Below are 20,108 nucleotides of genomic sequence, written 5' to 3'. Positions count from 1 at the left end.
CCCGCGTAATTGCATGAACCTTACTCACATTTACGTGCATAGCGTCAAAATCTGATTGACAAAACTAAAACAGTGATGATATAAAAATACATATAACATTATAATACATTATATAAATGGAGGAGATTGTTTTGAATCAGCATTATTTGAAGGCGGACAAGCAGCTTGAAGACATTTTCGCAGCTTTTAAGAAGAGGGAGATTAAGCGGGTATTTTACGTGGCATGCGGTGGTTCGTCCGCATTGATGTACCCGAGCAAATATTTTATTGATCGAGAATCCGCAACGATTACAGCTGAGGTGTACAGTTCAAACGAATTTATTCACCGCAACCCGCGGACACTTGGCAGTGAATCGCTGGTTATCCTTTGCTCCCACAAAGGAAAAACGCCTGAGACCACAGAAGCGGCCAAGTTCGCCAAGAGCAAGGGTGCACTGGTTGTCTCGCTCATGTATGTGGAGACAGCCCCTCTTGCCGACGCTTCAGATTATATAGTCAACTACAGCTGGGTATCGGCCGGCAATATGGAGCCATATCCCGAAATGATGAACTACGCGGTACTCTATCGCTTAGCAATGGGACTGTTGTATGTGAAGGAAGGAAATGACAAATACCTTAAGCTTGTGGATAGCTTGAAAAATCTGAAAGCCGTGTTCCAGCGTGTTATGGACCAATATCGGGAATCGGCGCATGATTATGCCCTGTCTGCAAAGGATGAAAAAGTGATTTATACGATGGCGAGCGGCTCTAATTATGGAATGGCATATTCATTTGCTATATGCATTTTAATGGAGATGCAGTGGATTCACTCGCATGCGATTCATGCAGGGGAATTCTTCCACGGACCGTTTGAAATTTTGGATAAGGATGTTCCGTTTATTTTGCTGATGGGGCTTGATGAAACCCGTCCTTTGGAAGAACGGGCACTGAAATTTTTGAAGCAGTATGGCCAGAAGCTTCTTGTAATCGACGCCAAAACGTTCGATCTTACAGGCATTGATAAAGACATCCAAGGCTACTTGGCGCCGATCGTGATCAACTTTGTGCTGCGCATGCACGCTTTAGAGCTATCCAAAGCAAGGAACCATCCTCTTGAAAAAAGACGCTACATGTTCAAAGTTCCCTATTAATTGCTGTTCCAGCGAGAGAATCCCGTCTGATTTTCATTATAATTGAGAGAGAAATTCTAGCAGTTTTATCTTAAGACTCGTGCGTAACTTGGCACGGGTTATTTTTTTAATGCAAAGAAATGAAAGTTCGTAATTCAGCATTTTGCATAAATCCCAGTGGAGCTTCAATCAATAGATCAAAACGGTTTTACTATGTCTATATCTTGTTACCGCATGTGGATGAAATCGAATGATGCAAAATGCTCAATTGGAAAATTTCCCTTTATTTAGTCAGATTTTTTTGACGGTTTGTAATAGTATATTATATAATGTATTAAGTTTATGGATCGGATGAGAAAATACCAATTTGTTTCTCAGGAAGGAAACCTTTATGAAACTGAACAATGCCAGTGACAAGCCTTTATACTTGCAGTTAAAGCAAATTATTATGGATGATATTAAGAGTGGAAAATATCAAGCTGGTGAGAAGCTGCCACCGGAAAACGAATTGTGTGAGCAGTATGGTGTCAGCCGTATCACAGCAAGAAGGGCAATCATGGATCTGGTAGATGAAGGCATATTGCACCGGAAGCAGGGAAAGGGCACCTTCGTTAAGGATTGGAAGGTTAAGCGGGAGATCATTTCTGTCGGCGGGTTTTCTGAGCTGACAACAGCCTCCGGCAAGCTGCCTAGCTCACAGATCCTTTCAACTAATCTTATTGAAGCCGATGAAAAACTGGCTGAAATTTTTTCTATGACGGACGATAAAAGGTTGTTAAGACTTCATCGTTTGCTGTATATCGATAATGAACCTTTTATTATTGAAACATCCTATTATCCTCTGGCATCGTTTCCGGATTTGGAGCAGCATATATCCGAATCACCCTCGACATATGGTATTTTAAAGAACAGGTATGGCATAGAAATAACCCGCTCGGACAAATTGCTTGATGTGGTATTGGCTTCCAATGAAGCGGTGGAATTGTTCCGATGTGACGTTGGTATTCCGCTATATGCCATCGAAAGAACCTCTTACGATCAAAAGGAACGTCCGGTACACTACTCTTATTCTCTACTGATGACTAGCAAAGTCAAATTTGTTATAAATGCCAAAAGAGATTGGCATGATATCGATTGATTGCCGACAACCGCGTTTTGCGGTTGTTTTTTTATTAACTGACTTTTATTAACTGACTTCAACGGCCTGACTTACTGGTATTAATTATAGAAAACGCTTTATTGACAAAAAAATGAGAAAAGATATAAGATGTTATATAACAATATGTTCGTTGAATCAATTTATGCAAAAAGAGTATTTGTTCATGGAAAGGAACTGTGAAGGTCATCCAATTCGGGAACAGAGGAGGTCAAACTCGATGCAGATCATGATTGTGGAGGATGAGGATTTAATACGCAGGGGACTTGAGAGAGTCATCAATAGGATAGAAGGCGTGGAGGTTATTGCTGCAGCAGACGATGGAGAATCTGCGCTGCAGTGGCTGGAAGCTTGCGAACAGCTGCCCGATCTCATCATTACGGATATTTTCATGCAGTTTGTTGACGGTCTGGAGCTGGTTGCGGAGATCAACCGGCGGTATCCCGGGATCAGATGCGCGCTTCTCTCCGGTCATGATGATTTTAAGCTTGCTCAAAGAGCGATACATTTGAAAGTGTGCCGGTATCTGGTCAAGCCGGTCAATGAGCAGGAAATTAGCCAGTTTCTCGCGGAAATCCGTCAAGAAATGGAGCAGGAGCGTTTATCGCATGAGTCAAACCTGTTGGCCTGGGAACAAGCACATATGAACGATAAAAAGCATGTTATGGATAAGCTGCTGCTCGATTTACTGGAAAACCGGCTGGCATCGGTCAAGGACATAAGCGATTTCTCGGGCTATTTCCCGTTTGACTTAGAGCAAGTGAAGCTCGCTGGCGGCATTATCCAAATTAGAAAGAGTGATCCGGGTTACTCACAGCGTGATTTGCTGCTATACTCTATCGCTGTCAAACAGCTGTTTGCGGAAGCAGTGCTGAGCGACAATGCCGGCTTTGTTATTTTGAAGGACAGCTGTACGCTAGTTTTTGGCCTCCAGAATAAATCTCTGGAGCTTGTTGAGGAAGCTCTGCTGCGATTCTCTGAATTGTCCTCTTATATGCTGGGGATTCCAATTGTATTCGGAGTCGGTGGAGAGACGAAGAAATTAATTGAATTTCGCGAAATAATTGGAAGTGCTTACGATAAACTTGGCGCCGTCAAGGATTATGTGCGGCTTTATCCCGAAGAAATCGTACAGCAGCTCCGTCTGAGCTTGCGGATGGGTGATAAACAAAAAGCTTGTGGCTATGCCAAAGAGCTGATCGATAAAATTGCTGCCATTTCAACTGATGCGGACTTTCTCCTCCAATCCTTTTATCGTGTAATAGATTCCGTTCAGGAGTTGTTGGAGGAATTGCGGCAAACGAGAGTGGAGGCACCAAGAATGGCGGGGCTGTCCAGCTTGGAACTGATACAGAATATGCAGAAGTGGATCACAGCCGTTGCTAACGGGATGATACTGGAAGGGAAGTCGCCGCAAAATCAGCTGGTCGCACAAGTAATAGCATTTATGGAAGAGAATTATCACGATAGTGAACTCAGTTTGCATCGACTGGCCGATATCGGATACGTTCATCCGAATTACTTAACCCAAGTATTTCGCAAGCATACGGGATTGTCATGCATGCAATACTTGGCCAGGCTAAGAATGGAAAAGGCAAAGCAGCTGCTCGCCCAAGAAAATTTAAAGATTGGTCAGATAGCAGAACGGGTCGGATATGGCAATCAGTTGTATTTCAGCAGCTATTTTAAAAAATGGACTGGACAAACACCATCGGATTACAAGGAAGGATTGATCTCAGCGAATGTTCCAGCCAATTCATAGCTTCTTTCGCAGGTGGTACGGAAAACTATCCAGCAAAATTTTCGTCAAGCTGCTAATCCTTCTGCTGGCTTCCAATTTAATTCTCGTGGCGGTCATCTATCATCTGATCGGCAACCTGATCGATCAGAAAGAGGCGGAAACGTTGAATACGATAAGAAGCTTGGAGCATGCGCTTGGACGGGAGCTCGGAGATCTTTTTAATTTGGTGACCACTTTGACGAATCAGCTGATCATTGAGCCTGATTTGCAGCAAATACTAATAGATTCATACTTGGATGATAAACCCGTACCTATACCGGAAGATTCGGAATCAGAGCTGCGCCGCCTGCAAAAGCAGTATGATAATGAAGCGCTCATGCTTACGCTGCTTTCCAAGTACAGGCTGGTGTGGAATAACAACATTTATTCACTTGCGGTTGTCGACTCCAATCAGCATGTTTATTTGAGCACTGCGCAAAACTATCAGATTTATGCCGGAGATATTGCCCAATCAAGGCTATTGAATGTAAAGACCAAAGAAAATATGATATGGAGCATTAATGATTCGTTGACTAAGAACGAAGATATGATCACGATTACAAGGAAAATATATGGAACGACGATGCCGAAGCAGGTTATCGGATATGTGGTCATCAATATGTCTCTCGACGAGATTAGAGACTCCTTCGATACTTATAAATACTACGGGAACATGTTGTTTGGACTTTATGATTCCTCGGGGACCGGACGAATGCTTTACGATGGCGAAGAGATTTCCGCAGATACGGATATTCCTGCAGCTCTATGGTCCTACGAAGCTTCGGGTCAATGGTCTGCCGTTGATTATGACGACCAGACCTGGAAGATGATTAAAGGAGTTGTCGACCATACTGGGCTGACAGGAAACCTTAACTACTTATTTGTTGGCTTGGAAGAGCAATATTTGTTAACGATGAAAAAGGAGATAAGGGACCGTCTGCTGTACGGATATTTCCTGTTCCTGCTTTTATCCTTGGCCGTTTCTTTTTATGGAGCTAAAGTGATCTCCGGAAGAATAGGAGCCTTGTTGAAGACGATGCGTCAGTTCGGCAGCAACTTGAGAACCCGTATCCATTTGAAAGGCAATGACGAGATAAGCATTATCGGCAATACGTTCAACGTAATGGCCTACCGAATTGAAGATTTGTTGGAGGATCTGGAAAAAGAACAGAGGATGAAACGCATGTTTGAGCTGAGGGTTATGGAATACCAGATCAATCCGCATTTTCTGTATAATACGCTTGATACAATACATTGGCTCGCATTGGACAGCAATCAACAGCAAATCAGCCGTATGGTAGACGGTTTGTCCAAGCTGTTCAGAATAATATTGAGCAAAGGAAAAGAACGGATCACAATGCAGGAAGAGTTTGAAATGATCCGGATTTATTTGGATATTCACAAAATCCGTCTCGGTAACCGCTTTGATTACAACATTCAGTTGGATCCTGCTGCAGCTGATTACACAATCGGCAAGCTGGTGCTGCAGCCGATTGTAGAGAATGCGATCATGCACGGCATCCGCAAGCTGCGTGGAAAAGGGTTAATATCTATAACGGGAAGCAAGCGGGACAAGTACATCGAGCTGAGTGTAAGCGACAATGGTGTGGGAATGGATGCCGATACGCTGGAGAAGCAAATCTCGCTGCTGAATTCCGATTTACTGGATGAGAGGATGCTAGACTCGACCGGCTATGGGATGAAGAATGTAGACAGCCGCATGAAAATGATGTTTGGTGACCGGTATCGGATGGAGGTGCACTCCGCAGGCCATTTATCAGGCTGCACGGTAAACATTTATTTGCGGGTGGAAGAATGAATTTCGGGAAGACGTCGTTAAAAGCGTCTTCCTGTTTTTTTTCTCACCACATAAACGAATATTAAGATTGTTAATAAGTATAACTTAAGTTTGCTCATGTTCCCTTTGTAAGCGTTCTACTATAATGTGCTTCAAGAGGTCAAGCCTCATCTACCCACTTACAGTACAGGGAGGTCAATAGGTATGGTTAAACGCAGTTTGCTATATTTGTGCACATTTCTTATGGTGTTCGTCGCGGCATGCTCTTCGAACAACGGCACGCCAAGCGAGTCCCAACCGCCTGGCAGCGGAGGATCGGCGGCTCCGGAAGAAGAGCAGGTAACGATTACGTGGTGGGATTTCCAACCCAACGAAGCGATGATTGAATCGCTGCAAACGCTGATTGACGCTTATGAAAAAGAACACCCTAACGTCAAGATAGAAAGAACGTTTGTGCCGTTCGCAGATATCAAGAACAAGCTGTTGATCGGCTCAGCCGCCGGGCAGCTTCCCGACATCGTGATGATCGACGGTCCTGACCACCAGGCTTTTGCCGCCTCCGGCGTGCTGGAAGACATTACGGACAAGGTTGAGGCCTGGGGGGAAGCGGATATGTATTTCGAAGCTCCCTGGAATGCCACCATGTATGAGGGAAGAAACTACGGGGTACCGGTAAGCAACAACAACCTAGGATTATTCTACAACGCGGATATGTTCGAGGCAGCTGAATTGCAGCCGCCAACTACCTGGGATGAGCTGCTCGAGACGGCCAAGGCGCTGAGCAGCAGCGAAGTTTACGGAATTGGCATAGCGGCAACGAAGAGCGAGCAATTGACGTTCCAGTATCTCCCTTTTCTGTGGCAGTCCGGATCGGATGTAACCGACATCGGCAGTCAGGGAACGGTAGACAGCTTGGCGCTCTACAAAGAGCTGATCGATTCCGGGGCTATGTCGCTGGATGTGTTGAATCAGGACCAGCAGGCGACCTTCCTGCAGTTCATGGCGGGCAAGCTGGCGATGGTAATCAGCGGTCCGTGGCAATTGCCCGCGCTGGAAGAAGCGGACTTCAACTGGGGTCTCGTGCATCTCCCGGAAGGAAAGGAGAAAGCGACGATCCTCGGCGGGGACAACTGGGCGATTGCGTCAACGTCTGAGCATAAGGATATCGCATGGGATATCATCATGTTCTCCCAGCAGCAGGAATATTTGGAACCGCTGCTCGTGGGAGGAGCGAGAATTCCGAGCCGGAAAGATTTGATCGAAGAGGAATATTGGCAGGAAGACGAATATATGAAAATTTTCGCCAGCCAGCATGAATGGGCTAAGGCGAGGGCGTACGGTCCCGATTATCCGAAAATTTCAGAAGCTATTCAGGAGATGATACAGCGGACCATTACGGGAGTTTCGACACCGGAAGAAGCGGCTTCCGAAGCGGCTGCAAAGATTGCACCATTTTTGCCGTAATTTCGAAAGGGGAGGCTAGGCATACTCCCCTCCAGATTTTTTTACCACATCAGAAAGCAGAAGATTTCGATATCGGAAAACCCGCTTTCTGATTGGCATGAAAAGTTACCGCTAGTACCGGGTTATTCATCTTCGAAAGGGCTTCGTTAAAAGCTTTTTTTAAAAGAGGGAGAAAAATGATGAACATCAAAACCAGACCGCGCTTCTCAGCAGCTATTACCAATTACTTGTTTGTTCTCCCCGGACTTCTGTTTGTTTTGTTGTTCCTTGTGTTTCCGATCTTTTATAACGTCTGGATCAGCTTTCAGAACGTGACTTTGATGAATTTGCGCGGCGGCGCCGCATTCGTCGGCTGGGACAACTACAAAGCAGTCTTCGCAGATCCGTTGTTTTTGTCCTCCGGCATTAACTCCCTGATCTTTACGGCAGGATCGCTCGTGTTCCAGTTCGTGATCGGATTCTCACTTGCTTTGTTCTTCAACAGGAAGTTTCCGGGAAGGGATCTGATGCGTTCGCTCATTCTGCTCGGCTGGCTGATGCCCATTGTCATTACGGGGACGTTGTTTAAATGGATTTTCTCGGGAGACTCCGGTGTCTTCAACCATTTGCTGAGCCTGATCGGGCTCATTGACGGTCCGATCTTTTGGCTTTCCACTCAGGACACGGCCCTGCTCAGCACAATTATTGCAAATATATGGATCGGCATACCGTTCAGCATGCTGATCCTGCTGTCAGGCTTGCAAACGCTGCCGGAGCAGCTGTACGAGGCGGCCAAAATAGACGGCGCGGGTCCGTTTCGGCAATTCGTCAGCATCACGCTGCCGTTAATGCGGCCAACGATTGTCATCGTGCTCATGCTGGTGCTGATCTATACGTTCAAAGCGTTTGATCTGATCTATGTGATGACGGGCGGCGGTCCTGTGAATGCGACGATGATTATGCCTCTGTATGCTTACAAGCTGGCTTTTGCCGACTATGACATCAGCAGAGGCTCGACAGTCGCTACGATCATGTTCATGCTGCTCATGATAGTTTCTTCCTTCTATCTCTTCTCGAGCCGAAAGGAGGAAAAGCAATGAAGCAGCAGTTGCCCACTATTAGACGCACCGCGGTGTTTGTTGTGGCGTGCGCGGCTACGGTTGTTTACTTATTTCCTTTGTATTGGCTGTTCGTCACTTCGATCAAGCCGATGAACGAGCTGTTTGCATACCCGCCCAATTACATTCCGGTATCGCCGACACTGGAAGCGTACGCAGCGAACTTTGTACACAATACGGAAATTTTTCATTATATCGGCAACAGTGTGATCATTGCTTCGGGCACGGCCCTGCTTACACTGCTGTTGGCCACACCGACCGCATACGGTTTGGCGCGATTGCCCATCCGGGGCGTAGGGCTTGTGCTCATCCTTATGCTTGCTGTGCAGATGCTTCCGAACATTATGCTGGCGATGCCGCTGTTCGTTATGTTTTCCAAGTTTGAATTGGTGAACAGCTACTTGGCGCTCATTATCGCCAACACGACGCACTCGCTGCCTTTTGCCGTGCTCGTGCTGCGGCCGTATTTCCTCGGTGTCCCTAGCGGCGTTGAAGAAGCGGCGTTGATCGATGGCTGCAATAAATTCAATGCATTCTTCAAAATTGTGATGCCGCTCGTCGTTCCCGGAATGGTGACGATCGGCGCGATCAGCTTTCTGTGGGGATGGGGAGATTTCATCTTCGCGCTCACGCTGACGACGAATGAAGCGGTCAGACCGTTGACGATGGGCTTGGCCAAATTCACAGGGGAATTCGGCACGCAGTGGAATTATTTGATGGCGGTCGCCGCAATTGCCGCGGTTCCGATCATTCTGATTTTTACCTTCCTGCAAAAATATATCGTTAGCGGGCTGGCCAGCGGCTCGATGAAAGACTAATCAACCAACCAAAGACAAACTCAAAAGACAAACTCAAAAGACAAACAAGAATACGCGAACAAGAATCAGGCTAGAGAGGTGGATCATTAGCATGAGTTATCGGCTTGGAGTAGATACGGGAGGAACCTTTACCGACATCGCACTTATTCATGAGCAATCCGGACAAATTCACGTGGCCAAGGTGCCTTCCACGCCTCATGATCCTTCAGAAGCGGTCATGAACGGCGTGGATGAGATTGCCCGCAAGACGGGCATTGATGTTAGGGAAATTTCTTTTTTTATACATGGTTCGACGGTGGCGACCAATACGCTTTTGGAAAGAAACGGGGCCAGCACGGCTCTGATTACAACCAAAGGGTTTCGCGATGTGCTGGAAATCGGCAGACAATCCCGTCCGAAGCTTTATGATTTTAGAGCCCGGCGAATTAAGCCTCTCGTCCCGCGAAATATGCGGCTTGAAGTAAATGAGCGGATCAAAGCAAACGGCGAGGTGCTAATTGCGCTCGATCCGGCGGAGGTTGAAGGCATCGCCCGCGATCTGAAGCAGCAAGGCGTGCAGTCAATCGCCGTTTGTCTGATCAATTCGTATTTGAATGACAAGCATGAGAAGCTGATCCGCCAGGTGATCGAGAGTGTGTACCCGGAGGCGCACATCACGCTGTCCAGTGAAGTGCTGCCCGAGTTCAAAGAATATGAACGGACGAGTACCGTGGCGGCGAACGCTTATGTGATGCCCAAGATGAAGCGGTACCTGAACAAATTGGCGGAAGATTTGAAAGCGAAAGGCGTGTCCTCGGAGCTGTACATCATGCAGTCGAACGGCGGCATCATCACGGCGGAGAGCGCGATGGAGACGCCGGCCAGAACCGTGCTGTCGGGTCCCGCTGGCGGCATCCTGGCCGGAATGTTCATCGTCGAGACGACACCGTATAAGGATCTGATCACGATCGACATGGGCGGAACGAGCCTCGATACGGCGCTGATCGAGAACGGCCAGCCGCAGTATACGACGCTGAGCGAGATCGAAGGCAGCCCGATCAAGCTGCCGATGATCGAGATGCATACGATTGGCTCAGGCGGCGGCAGCATCGCTTGGATCGATGAGGGCGGCGCTCTGCGGGCCGGGCCGCAAAGCGCAGGCGCGATGCCGGGTCCCGTCTGCTACAACCGGGGCGGAATGGAGCCGACGGTGACCGATGCGAATGTCATCCTTGGCCGCATCAACCCGGATTCGATTCTCGACGGCAAGATGAAGATGAACCTTGATCTGGCGCGCCGGATGATGAAAGAGAAAATCGCTGATCCTCTCGGATTGACTGTGGAGGAAGCGGCCGAAGGCATTCTTAAGGTTGTCAATGCCAATATGATACGGGGCATTCGCGTCATATCGATCGAGAAGGGGCACGATCCGCGCAACTTCACGCTTGCCGCTTTTGGCGGGGCGGGCCCTATGCATGCGGCCGATATCGGCAAGGAGCTCGGCTGCCGAACGATTATCATTCCGCCAAACCCCGGCATTACGTGCGCCATGGGGATGCTGATGGCCGACGTGCGGCATGATTTCGTGCAGACAGCTCTTGCGGATGTGTCCGAGCTCGATCTGGCGGAATGCAACCGCATCATCGGGCAGCTGGCCGAAGAGGGCACGCAAACCTTGACGCAGGAAGGCTTCGCGCCGGATGAAATCGAGCTGCAGGTTTCGCTCGATATGCGCTATTTGCGCCAGGCCTATGAAATCGAAGTCCCTGTGTCAGGCATGGCTTTGGACGAGCAGCTGCTGGAGTCGGCAATGGAGCACTTTCATGCCGAGCATCACAAAGTGTACGGTTTCCGCCGCGACGGCGAGCGGATTGAGCTGGTTAATATCCGCCTGACAGCAATCGGGAACATACCGAAGGTCAGCTTCGAGCAGCATCGCAAATCCGGGAATGGGGATGCGGCACAGCCGACAGGCTCTCGGCCGGTATTTTTCAAGGGACAGTTTATGGAGACAGCCCTTTATGACCGCTCCTCGCTGCCGACCGGCAGTGTAATTGCAGGACCGGCTATTATCGAGCAGCTCGATTCGACCATCGTTGTTCACCCGGACCAGACCGCGGAGACGGACCGGTTCGGCAACCTGATTATCCATAACAAGAATCAAGCGAGAATTGGAGAGGACGCCATATGAGTGCGAAAGTCGACGCCATTACGATTGAAGTGATGAAGAATGCCTTTCATACAATTGCGGAAGAGATGGGCGTTGCCTTGATCAAAACGGCTCTTTCTACGAATATAAAAGATCGCATGGACTGCTCTACCGCTATCTATACGAAGGAAGGAAAGCTGGTCGCCCAAGCGGAGCACATCCCTCTGCATCTTGGGCTCATGCCTTCGGTTGTCGAAGAGGTGCTTAAACTATACAAGCCGGAAGACCTGCAGGAAGGCGACGCGATTCTGATCAATGATCCTTTCATCAGCGGCTCTCACTTGCCGGATATATTCATGATCTCGCCCGTGTTCTATGAGGGGAAGCTGGTCGCGTTGGCCGGCAGTATCGCCCACCACATTGATGTGGGAGGCATGTCTCCCGGAAGCTGTTCGGTCAATACGACGGAAATTTTCCAGGAAGGACTGCGGCTGCCCGGTGTCCGCATACGCAAAGGCGGAGTGATGGACGAGGAAATGCTGCGGCTGCTCGTCACTAATTCGCGAACCGGCAAAGAAATGCTTGGCGACCTCTACGCGCAGCTGGCTGCCAACAAAATCGGCGAAACCCGGCTGCAGGAGCTGTTCGAAAGGCTGACGCCCGAGTTTACGGAGATGTGCATGAATGAACTGATGAACTACTCCGAGAGACGTATGCGCGCTGCGATTCGCCGTGTGCCGGACGGCACCTATACGTTCGAGGATTACCTGGAAGGCGACGGCATCTCGCATGATCTGATCAAGATAGCGGTGCAGGTGAAAGTAGAGGATGATCAGATCCATGTGTATTTTGAGGGGACGTCGCCACAGGTGAAAGGCCCGGTTAATTCCACCATCGGGGTAACGAGCGCCTGCGCGTATTATGCGGTCAAAGCGATGCTGGACCCGGAGGTGCCGCCGAATGACGGAGCGTACCGGCTAGTGCATGTCCATGCCGGGAAAGGGACGGTCGTGAACGCAAAGTTCCCTGCGGCGGTATCGAACGCCAACGGCAACACGTCGCAGCGCATTACTGATGCGATCCTGGGAGCGCTGGCGAAGGTGCTGCCCGAGGCCGCGCCGGCAGCCAGCTCCGGCTCGATGAACGGCATCAACTTCGGCGGCTTCAATTCGGAAACGAACCAGTACTTTTCGTATATCGAGACTTGCGGCGGCGGCCAGGGCGCAACTGCCGGATTGGACGGCATGAATGGCGTTCACACGAATATGACCAATACGCGCAATACCCCGACGGAAGTCATCGAGCAGTCGTATCCGCTGCTGGTGAAGCAGTATTCCTTTGTGAATAATGGCGGCGGTTACGGCAAGAACAGAGGCGGCACCGGCATCGTCCGCGAGGTGGTCGCGGAAGCGGACGAGATCGTGGTGACGATTACCTCCGAACGGCAGCGCATCCGGCCGTGGGGCTTGCTCGGCGGCAAGGAAGGAGCCGCTTCGGTATGCACGCACATTCACGCTTCGGGCGAGGAGATTGCGCTGCCGCCGAAGGTGACCCTGACGATGAATCGCGGAGACACCGTGATTCTGAAAACGCCGGGCGGCGGCGGTTACGGCGATCCGCTGGAACGGGACCCCGAGCTGGTGCGCCAGGACGTAAGCGACGGTTTTCTGCCGGTCGAGGAAGCGCGTTCCGCTTATGGCGTTGTGCTGCAGCCGGACACCTTGGCCGTCATGCCTGAAGAAACGCACGCTCTGCGTCAGCAGCTGCGGAGTCCAATGCGGCAATAGACGTTAGAGGTAGAGCAAGCCCGATGCGGCTCAAGGAGATGCAGGCAGAGGTAGAGCAAGCCCGATGCTGCGCAAGAAGATGCCGTTGGGCCGTGGACTAGCAGGAGTGGACTGGGAAAATTGGACTGGCAAAAGTGGACTAGAGATAGGCAAGCAAGAACGATTAGCAAGAGTTGACCTAGCCAGTGAGGCCAAGAAGATGTTGGTGGGAGCGTGGACTAGCAAGAGTGAACTAGCAGGAGCGGAATAGCAAGAGGGGACAGCAAAAACGTACTAGCAGAAGGGGAGGGGATTTGGGAATGCGTATTGTCGGAGTCGGCCTGTCCGTCATTGATATCTATGACAATCTGGGCAAGTCTTACCCCGCTGGCAACAGCGTAGATTTTGTCATTCATCTGAGCCGAATGGGCCTCCCGACCTCCATGATCAGCGTGGTGGGCGACGACCCGTACGGCCAACAGATGATCGATCTGCTGCAACAGGAAGGTGTAGACGCCAGCCATATGCACATAGAGAAGGGGAGGACTGCCACCTTCACGATGACCTTGAACGACAACGACAGGGTCCATCTGGAAAAAGTGGAGGGTGTGATGGCGGATTTCACTCTAAGCGAGGACGATATTCGCTTCATTAAGCAGCATGATTGTGTGCATACTCATTTTTCCGGCCGAGTTAGCCATTATGTTGCAGAGTTTAAGGAAGCGGGACTTACAACGGTATATGATTACTCTACCCGGACAGATAGCGACGCGGCGGTCACGCTGCCGCATGTCGATTATGCTTTTTTATCCTATAAGCATGAGGATGCTTTCATAAAAGACTATATCAAATGGACTTGGCAGCAAGGTCCCCGAATTGTGGTGGCAACGCTTGGCGAACAGGGAAGTCTTGCTTATGACGGCAAAACGTTTTACAAGGAAGGCATCGTTCCTGCGGAAGTCGTGAATACGGTAGGTGCCGGCGATTCCTATTGCGCGGGCTTTATGCATGGTGTGTTCTCGGGACTGCCGGTGCAAGGCTGCATGCAGCAGGGTGCTAAGCTGGCTTCCAGCATCGTCAGCCGGTTTAAGCCGTACTAGGAGCGTGAAAAAGTGCTGCGCACTTAAATTTATACGATAAATCATACAAACGAACTTTGAAAGAAAGCGGAATGCGAGAATTTGTACGAAAAGTCATACAAAATGACGCTAGGGTTATGAGGGAATATGGAATTTGTATGAAGAATCGTATAAATTCCCCCAAAATGCACCTGAAATGCTTTTAGTTATATGAAAAATCGTACAAATGGACTCGTAGCAGACCTCGCGTGATTACTTTTCCTAAGAGATCCATCTAGATAACAGAAACTAGAATGTTAGAGCGACCAGATAAGTGAACCGGAAAAAGAGAGTTCATTAGACCAACGAACAACGACTAAAAGCGAACGGGAGGCGATACGGCCATGATTATTGATGTGCATTCACATCCGATTTTTTACAAAGCGATCAGCAATGATGCGGATGCTCTGAAGTTCCGCAAAGAGCAGTTCGCTGTCTTTAAGCAGTCCCCGTATCCGATCGAGACGGCGATCTATGAAATGGATTATATGAATATTGATAAGACGGTGCTGCTGCCGCTTGACATTACGACAAGACATAAAGGTCACATCGTTTCAAATGAAGAGGTTCGCCAGATCGTCGACCTGGCGCCGGACCGCTTCATCGGATTTGCCAGTGTTGATCCTCATCGGCCGGATGGGGTGGAAGTGTTGGATTATGCGTTTAAGGAACTGGGCTTATCCGGTCTTAAACTGCATCCTTCGAAGCAGCATTTCTATCCGCAGGATGACATGCTGTCACCGATCTATGAGAAATGCATCGAGTATAACAAGCCGATCATGTTTCACGCCGGAATGACCTGGGAGCCGGACGCCCCCGCCAAATATTCGCAGCCGGTTCATTTTGAGGAAGTGGCGATTGCTTATCCGCAGTTGCGAATGTGCCTCGCGCATTTTGGCTGGCCGTGGATGCATGAGACGATCATGCTGCTCTTGAAATATCCGAACGTGTACACGGATACTTCTCTTTTGCATATGGATAATGCCAAAGATTTTTATGAGCAGATTTTCACCAAAAATATGGGGCCGCTCTGGATTGAAAGAAATTTGAACAAGAAGGTCATGTTCGGTACCAACGCACCGCGTTTTAGGGCTAAACGGCTGCTGCCTGCTTTGCGGGAATTGCCGTTCCGTCCGTCTACGCTCAATAATATTTTCGCCGGGAATGCTATGAGATTCATAGGGTTAGAGGAGCAGGAGGGGCGCTAATGATCAAATTAAAGACATTGACGATCAGTACCAAGGCGGAAGTGGAAATGATCAAGATTACGGAGGAAGTCCGAACATTCATTGAAGAGTCAGGTGTTAAAGAAGGATTAGCTGCGGTAATTTCCGCACATACGACTACGGGAATCATGGTCAATGAAGGACTGGAATGCGTGGAGACAGATATTATGGAAACGCTGGACCGATTGGCGCCGAAAGAGCTGCCTTATGCGCACGCCCGCTTCCTGCCATCGTATGGTGCAACCGGAAGCAACTCGACATCCCATCTGAAATCGATGCTGTCCGGCAACAGTTGTTTGTTCGTTGTCCAAAACGGAAAAATGGTATCTGGAGAGGCACAGGACATTTATTTATCCGAGTTTGACGGGCCGAAAACAAGGAAAATTTATATTCAAATAATTGGGGAATAGGGGTGGCGCGAATGAAATGGGGAAACATGAAGCTTGCCAATATGAACCAGCATTATCACCGATATCCACTGACTTATTTTCTGGACTCTACAGTAAGAGTGGGTTTGCAGGCGATCGAGCTGTGGGGAGGCACGCCCCACCTGTATGTCGATGACGCTAAGCCTGCGGATGTTAAGAAGGTTTTGAAAGAAATCCGCAGCAGAGATCTGGAAATCGTCTGTTTTACACCTGAACAAGCGATTTATCCGATTAATCTGTCTGCCAAGGACGACACCTGCCGGAACCGCAGCATTGATTATTTCAAACGCTGTCTGGAAGTGACACGTGAGCTGGAATGCTCGAAGCTGCTCGTCATCGCCGGCTTCGGTTTTTATAATGAGCCGGAGGAAGAAGCGTTCGCGAGGGGGAGAGATTCCCTGCAGCAGTTGGCAAGAGAGGCGGAAAAGACTGATGTAACACTTGTCCTGGAAGCCATGTCGCCAATAGGCTCAAATGTCATCTACAATTTGGAGACATTGAAGAAGATGTATAAGGCTGTCGATTCTCCTAGCATGAAGGTTATGCTGGACACCGTCTTGATGGCCGTGTCAGGAGATACAATCGACGAGTATGCTTCGGCTTTCGGAGAAGATCTGGTTCACTTCCATTTTATCGATGGCGACGGACAGACAACCGCACACCTCGGTTGGGGCGAAGGCTCTTTTCCGCTGCAGGAGTTTAAAGCAAGCTTGGAAAGAATGAACTATCAAGGCTATTTGACGCTCGAGCTGATAAGTCCTCCCAAGTATAATTGGGACCCTGAGGCTGGAATACGAAAAAGTCTCGAGGCTTTGGGGGTTTATTAATATAAGAAGAAAATGTTGCTAAAACAGCGGGAACCACGACGGGGTTTCCGCTGTTTTTTGTTTAGGCAAATAGATGAGACCGGATTCAATCCTGAATTTATCCCGTATACCGGAACGGGTTGGGCATGGTTGGTGCTGGTCAGATATCCGCCTGTCCCACAAGCAAAATCGAGTACCTTCTCGCCAATTCTCTGATGGAAGGTATGCCTATCAATTAGAATGGATTAATAGGTTTCAAAGAAACAGCTATGCCCGCCTTTACTTAAAAAGCTTACCTACTGAAGAAGAAACGCGAATTCCTTTGGACATGAAGGTAAATCAAATTAAGACCATTACCGTAAATACTTTATTGGATCAGGTTAGAACAGAGATCAGATCCTAACTATTATTTTTTGCAGACCACAGAGTTTTTCCCCTTACAACACATCTATAATGTTGACGTAAGAAAAGGGACGGCTGAATTAGTTCAATAAGCAGCCTGCCCATCTTTAAAAAACTGGGGGTCCAATATGAATTGGTTTCGTCTTTTAATGATCGCTACCATACTATTTAGTGTTTCATCATTCATGTGGTTTCTACTGGGATCAACGGCGTATTTTCAACGAGGGATGGATATTATAGGAACCACTTTCTTGTGGGGGGCAGGTATTCCCGGTTTATTGTTCTCGATATTGTTTATTATACTACTAATCAAAAGATGGGCCCCGACAAGTGGAACCGACTACGGAGGGTTTAGCCCTATTTTTATCAGTGTTGATCTCTATCTCTCTGATTCAAAGCGTTAACATTCATGGTTGGACAAAAGAAACAATAAGAAGCGACACATCAAAGACTACGGCTGACAGTAAGTACGAATACCGAATTGATCTAATTAATTTATTCCAAAGAAATAGCACCGCGCGGCTGTATCTAAGGGATGTTGGCTCGGGTGAGGAGAGGCACATTCCTGTAGATATTCAAACACGCCAGATCGTAGGACTTGGTGTCGGTAGAGTTAATCATTGGGTGATACTTGAACCAACGGATGCCCCCTTTCTTTACAACTTGTCTACGACAAAAGACCTTCGCATTCCAGAGGAAACATTTCTAATAGATATTAGGGCAGGAACTTCAAGTAGATTTGAATAGTATAGTCTTCATCTAGCCACAAGCGATTTTGCTTGTGGTTCTTTTTTTCAAAGCATAATAGGATTCATTATAGACATGCTGTAATTTGCAATGACCTATCGAAGAGGGGACTTGAACTAATTCCACTCTTCTATAGTGTGTCATGCCAACGATCTTTACGTATTGCTGCCGCAGCATTTCTTATATTTCTTGCCGCTGCCGCACGTACAAGGATCGTTTCGGCCGATTTTGACAGAACGGACTTGTGGAGCGGGGATGAGGAAGAACTCATTTAGTTTCTTTAGTCGCTGAAGCTGACGCTCCTGTTCAAACTGTTCCTTCCACACTTCTAATTCAGGCAGAGGCTGGCCCGATATGATGCAGTGGGCATAGAGGGACTCTTTCAAATTCAAGTATCCTTGGTCGTAACCGGCTTCCACTAGCCGCCGGATTAACGGGATGCCTTGCAACGAGCCGATCTCGCAGAGTCCGTCTGCCAGCTTGGTAGCAGTGGTGAGATTCTTCTCTTTCGAAAGCAGTTCAAGCAAAGCGGCTTCTGAAGAAGGCAGTTTGATTTTGCCAAATACATCGGCAGCGAACAATCTGAAGTACTCGTTCTCCCCATTCCGCAAATAATGCTCAGTTACCGCAGTCACGACGGCATCTGTGCCGATACGTACCAACGCATCTGCCGCCTTGCCGGGAAGAAGGTCGTCTTCTGCGCCGAGGAAACCGCATAAGAAGGGGATGGCCGTTTCCAGCCGTCTTTCGCCAGCCAACTGTGAATAATAGATGATTTCATAGCCGTAATCAGCATCAGGATTGAACGATTTTAATACGCGTAAAATATGGTCTTCCTCCACGCATGAACGTCTGCCAAGCTCCTCGACCAGGGTATTCCCGTAGAATGTATCCAATTCGTTGTAATATTTTCCGTTCGAATCTTTAAGGTATTGCTCGAACGCCTGGAAGAGCTGATCATCGGTCATATTGAGAATGTCCTTGCGCTTCTGTAGCGAGCTCATGAAGGGCTGCTGCTGCTCCAATTCGTTCATATAAGGTTCCAGTAAGGACAGATCGCTATAGAGCAGCATCTGAGTGAGATGAAACTTGGTATTTATTCCTATTCGTGGAGAACTCACTAGCTCCATAACCTGTTGAATGCTTTCGGCGGATTGTCGGAAACGGTAAGCCAGATGAAGAAAAAGAGGTTCATTTTCAGTATCTTGTTGAACCTTCTTCAGGACAAGCGGCATGAGCATCGAATCGTTCTCGTACAGGTTGCTTTTGGCAAAATAAGCGAGGGCCGCCCGGCTCACGACGTCATCGTTGTGGGCGATATAGGGTTTTACTTTTTCCGGGGTCAGCATTGAAATTTCTCCTTATCCTTGAAAATCTACCTAGGTAATAGTCTATACTAGAAAGTACGAGAGTGAAAGATAGACAATGGAAGTGAGACGAGTATTACTATTATTATTGCTATTGTGAGCCACATGTTTCTTAGTCTCTCTTCCTTTTGGGAGTGTAGTTTCTTGTCCCGTTCCATTTATATCGGTACTACAATTGTTTTTAAACAGCTATCTGGATCCCCCAGCTCTTCTAGTCGGGCCGTCCAAGCGAACCAGGGGCGCTAAGCCAGGCACACAGCAGCCTATAGCTAAACGCCCCTAAGTTCCATTGGCCGGCTACTCCTCTTTGCGTTCCGATGTCTAAAAGATTGCCGGGTAAGGTAAAAAGCCTGGTAGAAAAAACAAATAGCCGAAATTGAGAGCAGGAGATTGGCAGTGAGTTTCATTATTTCAGCTTTAACCATTTTTTTTCGAGTTATAAATCTGTTTCTGAGTCCGTTCACACTCTCGGTTTTCCAATAAGGTTTTTAACGTATCATGGAGAAACACTTCCTGAATATAAAATTCAGTTATTCAATTGGAATGTATTCACTTCATCTGTTGCATTTAGGATTGACTTGTTTGCTCTAAATATTTTGCTGGTCTATTTTGTTATTCATGTTATTTTATTTCTAACTCGAAAAATTCTGAACAAAGCTAAGTGAATATGTATTAGTTTTGTGTTCATTTGCCTGAAAATGATTATGTCAAAAAAACAACTTAGGGAGGAAGTTGGCACCATTTGGATCGCTTTAAATAGGGATCATCGATGGGGCTACCAGTGGCAGGGAGTAGATCTTCATTGACGCAGCACACCAGCAGGGGCTGTCCAGAAAATCAGTGTTAACTGACGACTGGACGCCCCGTTTTCTGTTGTATAGCAATATTCAGGTTAAGC

At 48.1% G+C, this 20,108-nt stretch carries 14 protein-coding genes; 13 read left to right on the top strand and 1 reads right to left on the bottom strand.

Annotated features, from left to right (window positions below; genetic code table 11):
* Positions 1 to 131 precede the first annotated feature (131 nt).
* The 13 genes from PSHG_RS22180 (at position 132) to PSHG_RS22115 (ending at position 16,715) form a co-directional block, all read left to right on the top strand.
* Positions 132 to 1,130: an SIS domain-containing protein gene (locus PSHG_RS22180; protein WP_010277933.1), complete on the top strand. Its 999-nt coding sequence runs from the start codon at positions 132 to 134 to the stop codon at positions 1,128 to 1,130.
* Between the two features lie 370 nt (positions 1,131 to 1,500).
* Positions 1,501 to 2,247 (top strand): GntR family transcriptional regulator, encoded by a 747-nt coding sequence (locus PSHG_RS22175; protein ID WP_010277928.1) that lies wholly within the window; start codon positions 1,501 to 1,503, stop codon positions 2,245 to 2,247.
* 238 nt (positions 2,248 to 2,485) lie between these two features.
* Positions 2,486 to 4,027: a response regulator transcription factor gene (locus PSHG_RS22170; protein ID WP_010277924.1), complete on the top strand. Its 1,542-nt coding sequence runs from the start codon at positions 2,486 to 2,488 to the stop codon at positions 4,025 to 4,027.
* A complete protein-coding gene (locus tag PSHG_RS29630; protein ID WP_010277923.1) occupies positions 4,008 to 5,864 on the top strand; it encodes a sensor histidine kinase in 1,857 nt (618 codons plus the stop codon). Before PSHG_RS22170 ends, PSHG_RS29630 begins: the two co-directional genes overlap by 20 nt.
* Before the next feature lie 183 nt (positions 5,865 to 6,047).
* Complete coding sequence (locus PSHG_RS28665; protein ID WP_010277922.1) at positions 6,048 to 7,307, top strand: ABC transporter substrate-binding protein; 1,260 nt, start codon at positions 6,048 to 6,050, stop codon at positions 7,305 to 7,307.
* A 176-nt stretch (positions 7,308 to 7,483) separates the two neighbouring features.
* Positions 7,484 to 8,386, top strand: a complete 903-nt coding sequence (locus tag PSHG_RS22155; RefSeq protein WP_148497831.1) for a carbohydrate ABC transporter permease — start codon at positions 7,484 to 7,486, stop codon at positions 8,384 to 8,386.
* A complete protein-coding gene (locus tag PSHG_RS22150) occupies positions 8,383 to 9,222 on the top strand; it encodes a carbohydrate ABC transporter permease (RefSeq protein ID WP_010277919.1) in 840 nt (279 codons plus the stop codon). The genes PSHG_RS22155 and PSHG_RS22150 overlap by 4 nt, the downstream gene beginning before the upstream one ends.
* Before the next feature lie 91 nt (positions 9,223 to 9,313).
* On the top strand, positions 9,314 to 11,392 hold the full coding sequence (locus PSHG_RS22145; protein WP_010277917.1) for a hydantoinase/oxoprolinase family protein: 2,079 nt from the start codon (positions 9,314 to 9,316) through the stop codon (positions 11,390 to 11,392).
* The gene (locus PSHG_RS22140) at positions 11,389 to 13,137 is read left to right on the top strand and encodes a hydantoinase B/oxoprolinase family protein (RefSeq protein ID WP_010277916.1); all 1,749 of its coding nucleotides are present in this window, start codon (positions 11,389 to 11,391) and stop codon (positions 13,135 to 13,137) included. Before PSHG_RS22145 ends, PSHG_RS22140 begins: the two co-directional genes overlap by 4 nt.
* 299 nt (positions 13,138 to 13,436) lie before the next feature.
* Complete coding sequence (frlD, locus tag PSHG_RS22130) at positions 13,437 to 14,216, top strand: fructoselysine 6-kinase (protein ID WP_010277912.1); 780 nt, start codon at positions 13,437 to 13,439, stop codon at positions 14,214 to 14,216.
* Between the two features lie 362 nt (positions 14,217 to 14,578).
* Complete coding sequence (locus tag PSHG_RS22125; protein WP_010277910.1) at positions 14,579 to 15,442, top strand: amidohydrolase family protein; 864 nt, start codon at positions 14,579 to 14,581, stop codon at positions 15,440 to 15,442.
* Positions 15,442 to 15,870, top strand: coding sequence for a secondary thiamine-phosphate synthase enzyme YjbQ (locus tag PSHG_RS22120; RefSeq protein ID WP_010277908.1), 429 nt, complete (start codon positions 15,442 to 15,444; stop codon positions 15,868 to 15,870). Before PSHG_RS22125 ends, PSHG_RS22120 begins: the two co-directional genes overlap by 1 nt.
* Before the next feature lie 11 nt (positions 15,871 to 15,881).
* Positions 15,882 to 16,715 (top strand): TIM barrel protein, encoded by an 834-nt coding sequence (locus PSHG_RS22115; RefSeq protein WP_010277905.1) that lies wholly within the window; start codon positions 15,882 to 15,884, stop codon positions 16,713 to 16,715.
* Positions 16,716 to 17,998: 1,283 nt separating this feature from the next.
* Here PSHG_RS22115 and PSHG_RS22105 read toward each other — a convergent pair.
* Positions 17,999 to 19,192 carry an SEC-C metal-binding domain-containing protein gene (locus PSHG_RS22105; protein WP_010277903.1) on the bottom strand — a complete coding sequence of 398 codons (1,194 nt, stop codon included), beginning with the start codon at positions 19,190 to 19,192 and terminating at the stop codon, positions 17,999 to 18,001.
* Positions 19,193 to 20,108 lie beyond the last annotated feature (916 nt).

This window comes from Paenibacillus senegalensis JC66 (genome assembly GCF_000285515.1).
GTDB lineage: Bacteria > Bacillota > Bacilli > Paenibacillales > NBRC-103111 > Paenibacillus_L > Paenibacillus_L senegalensis.
This window is presented reverse-complemented; position numbering and strand designations above follow the sequence as displayed.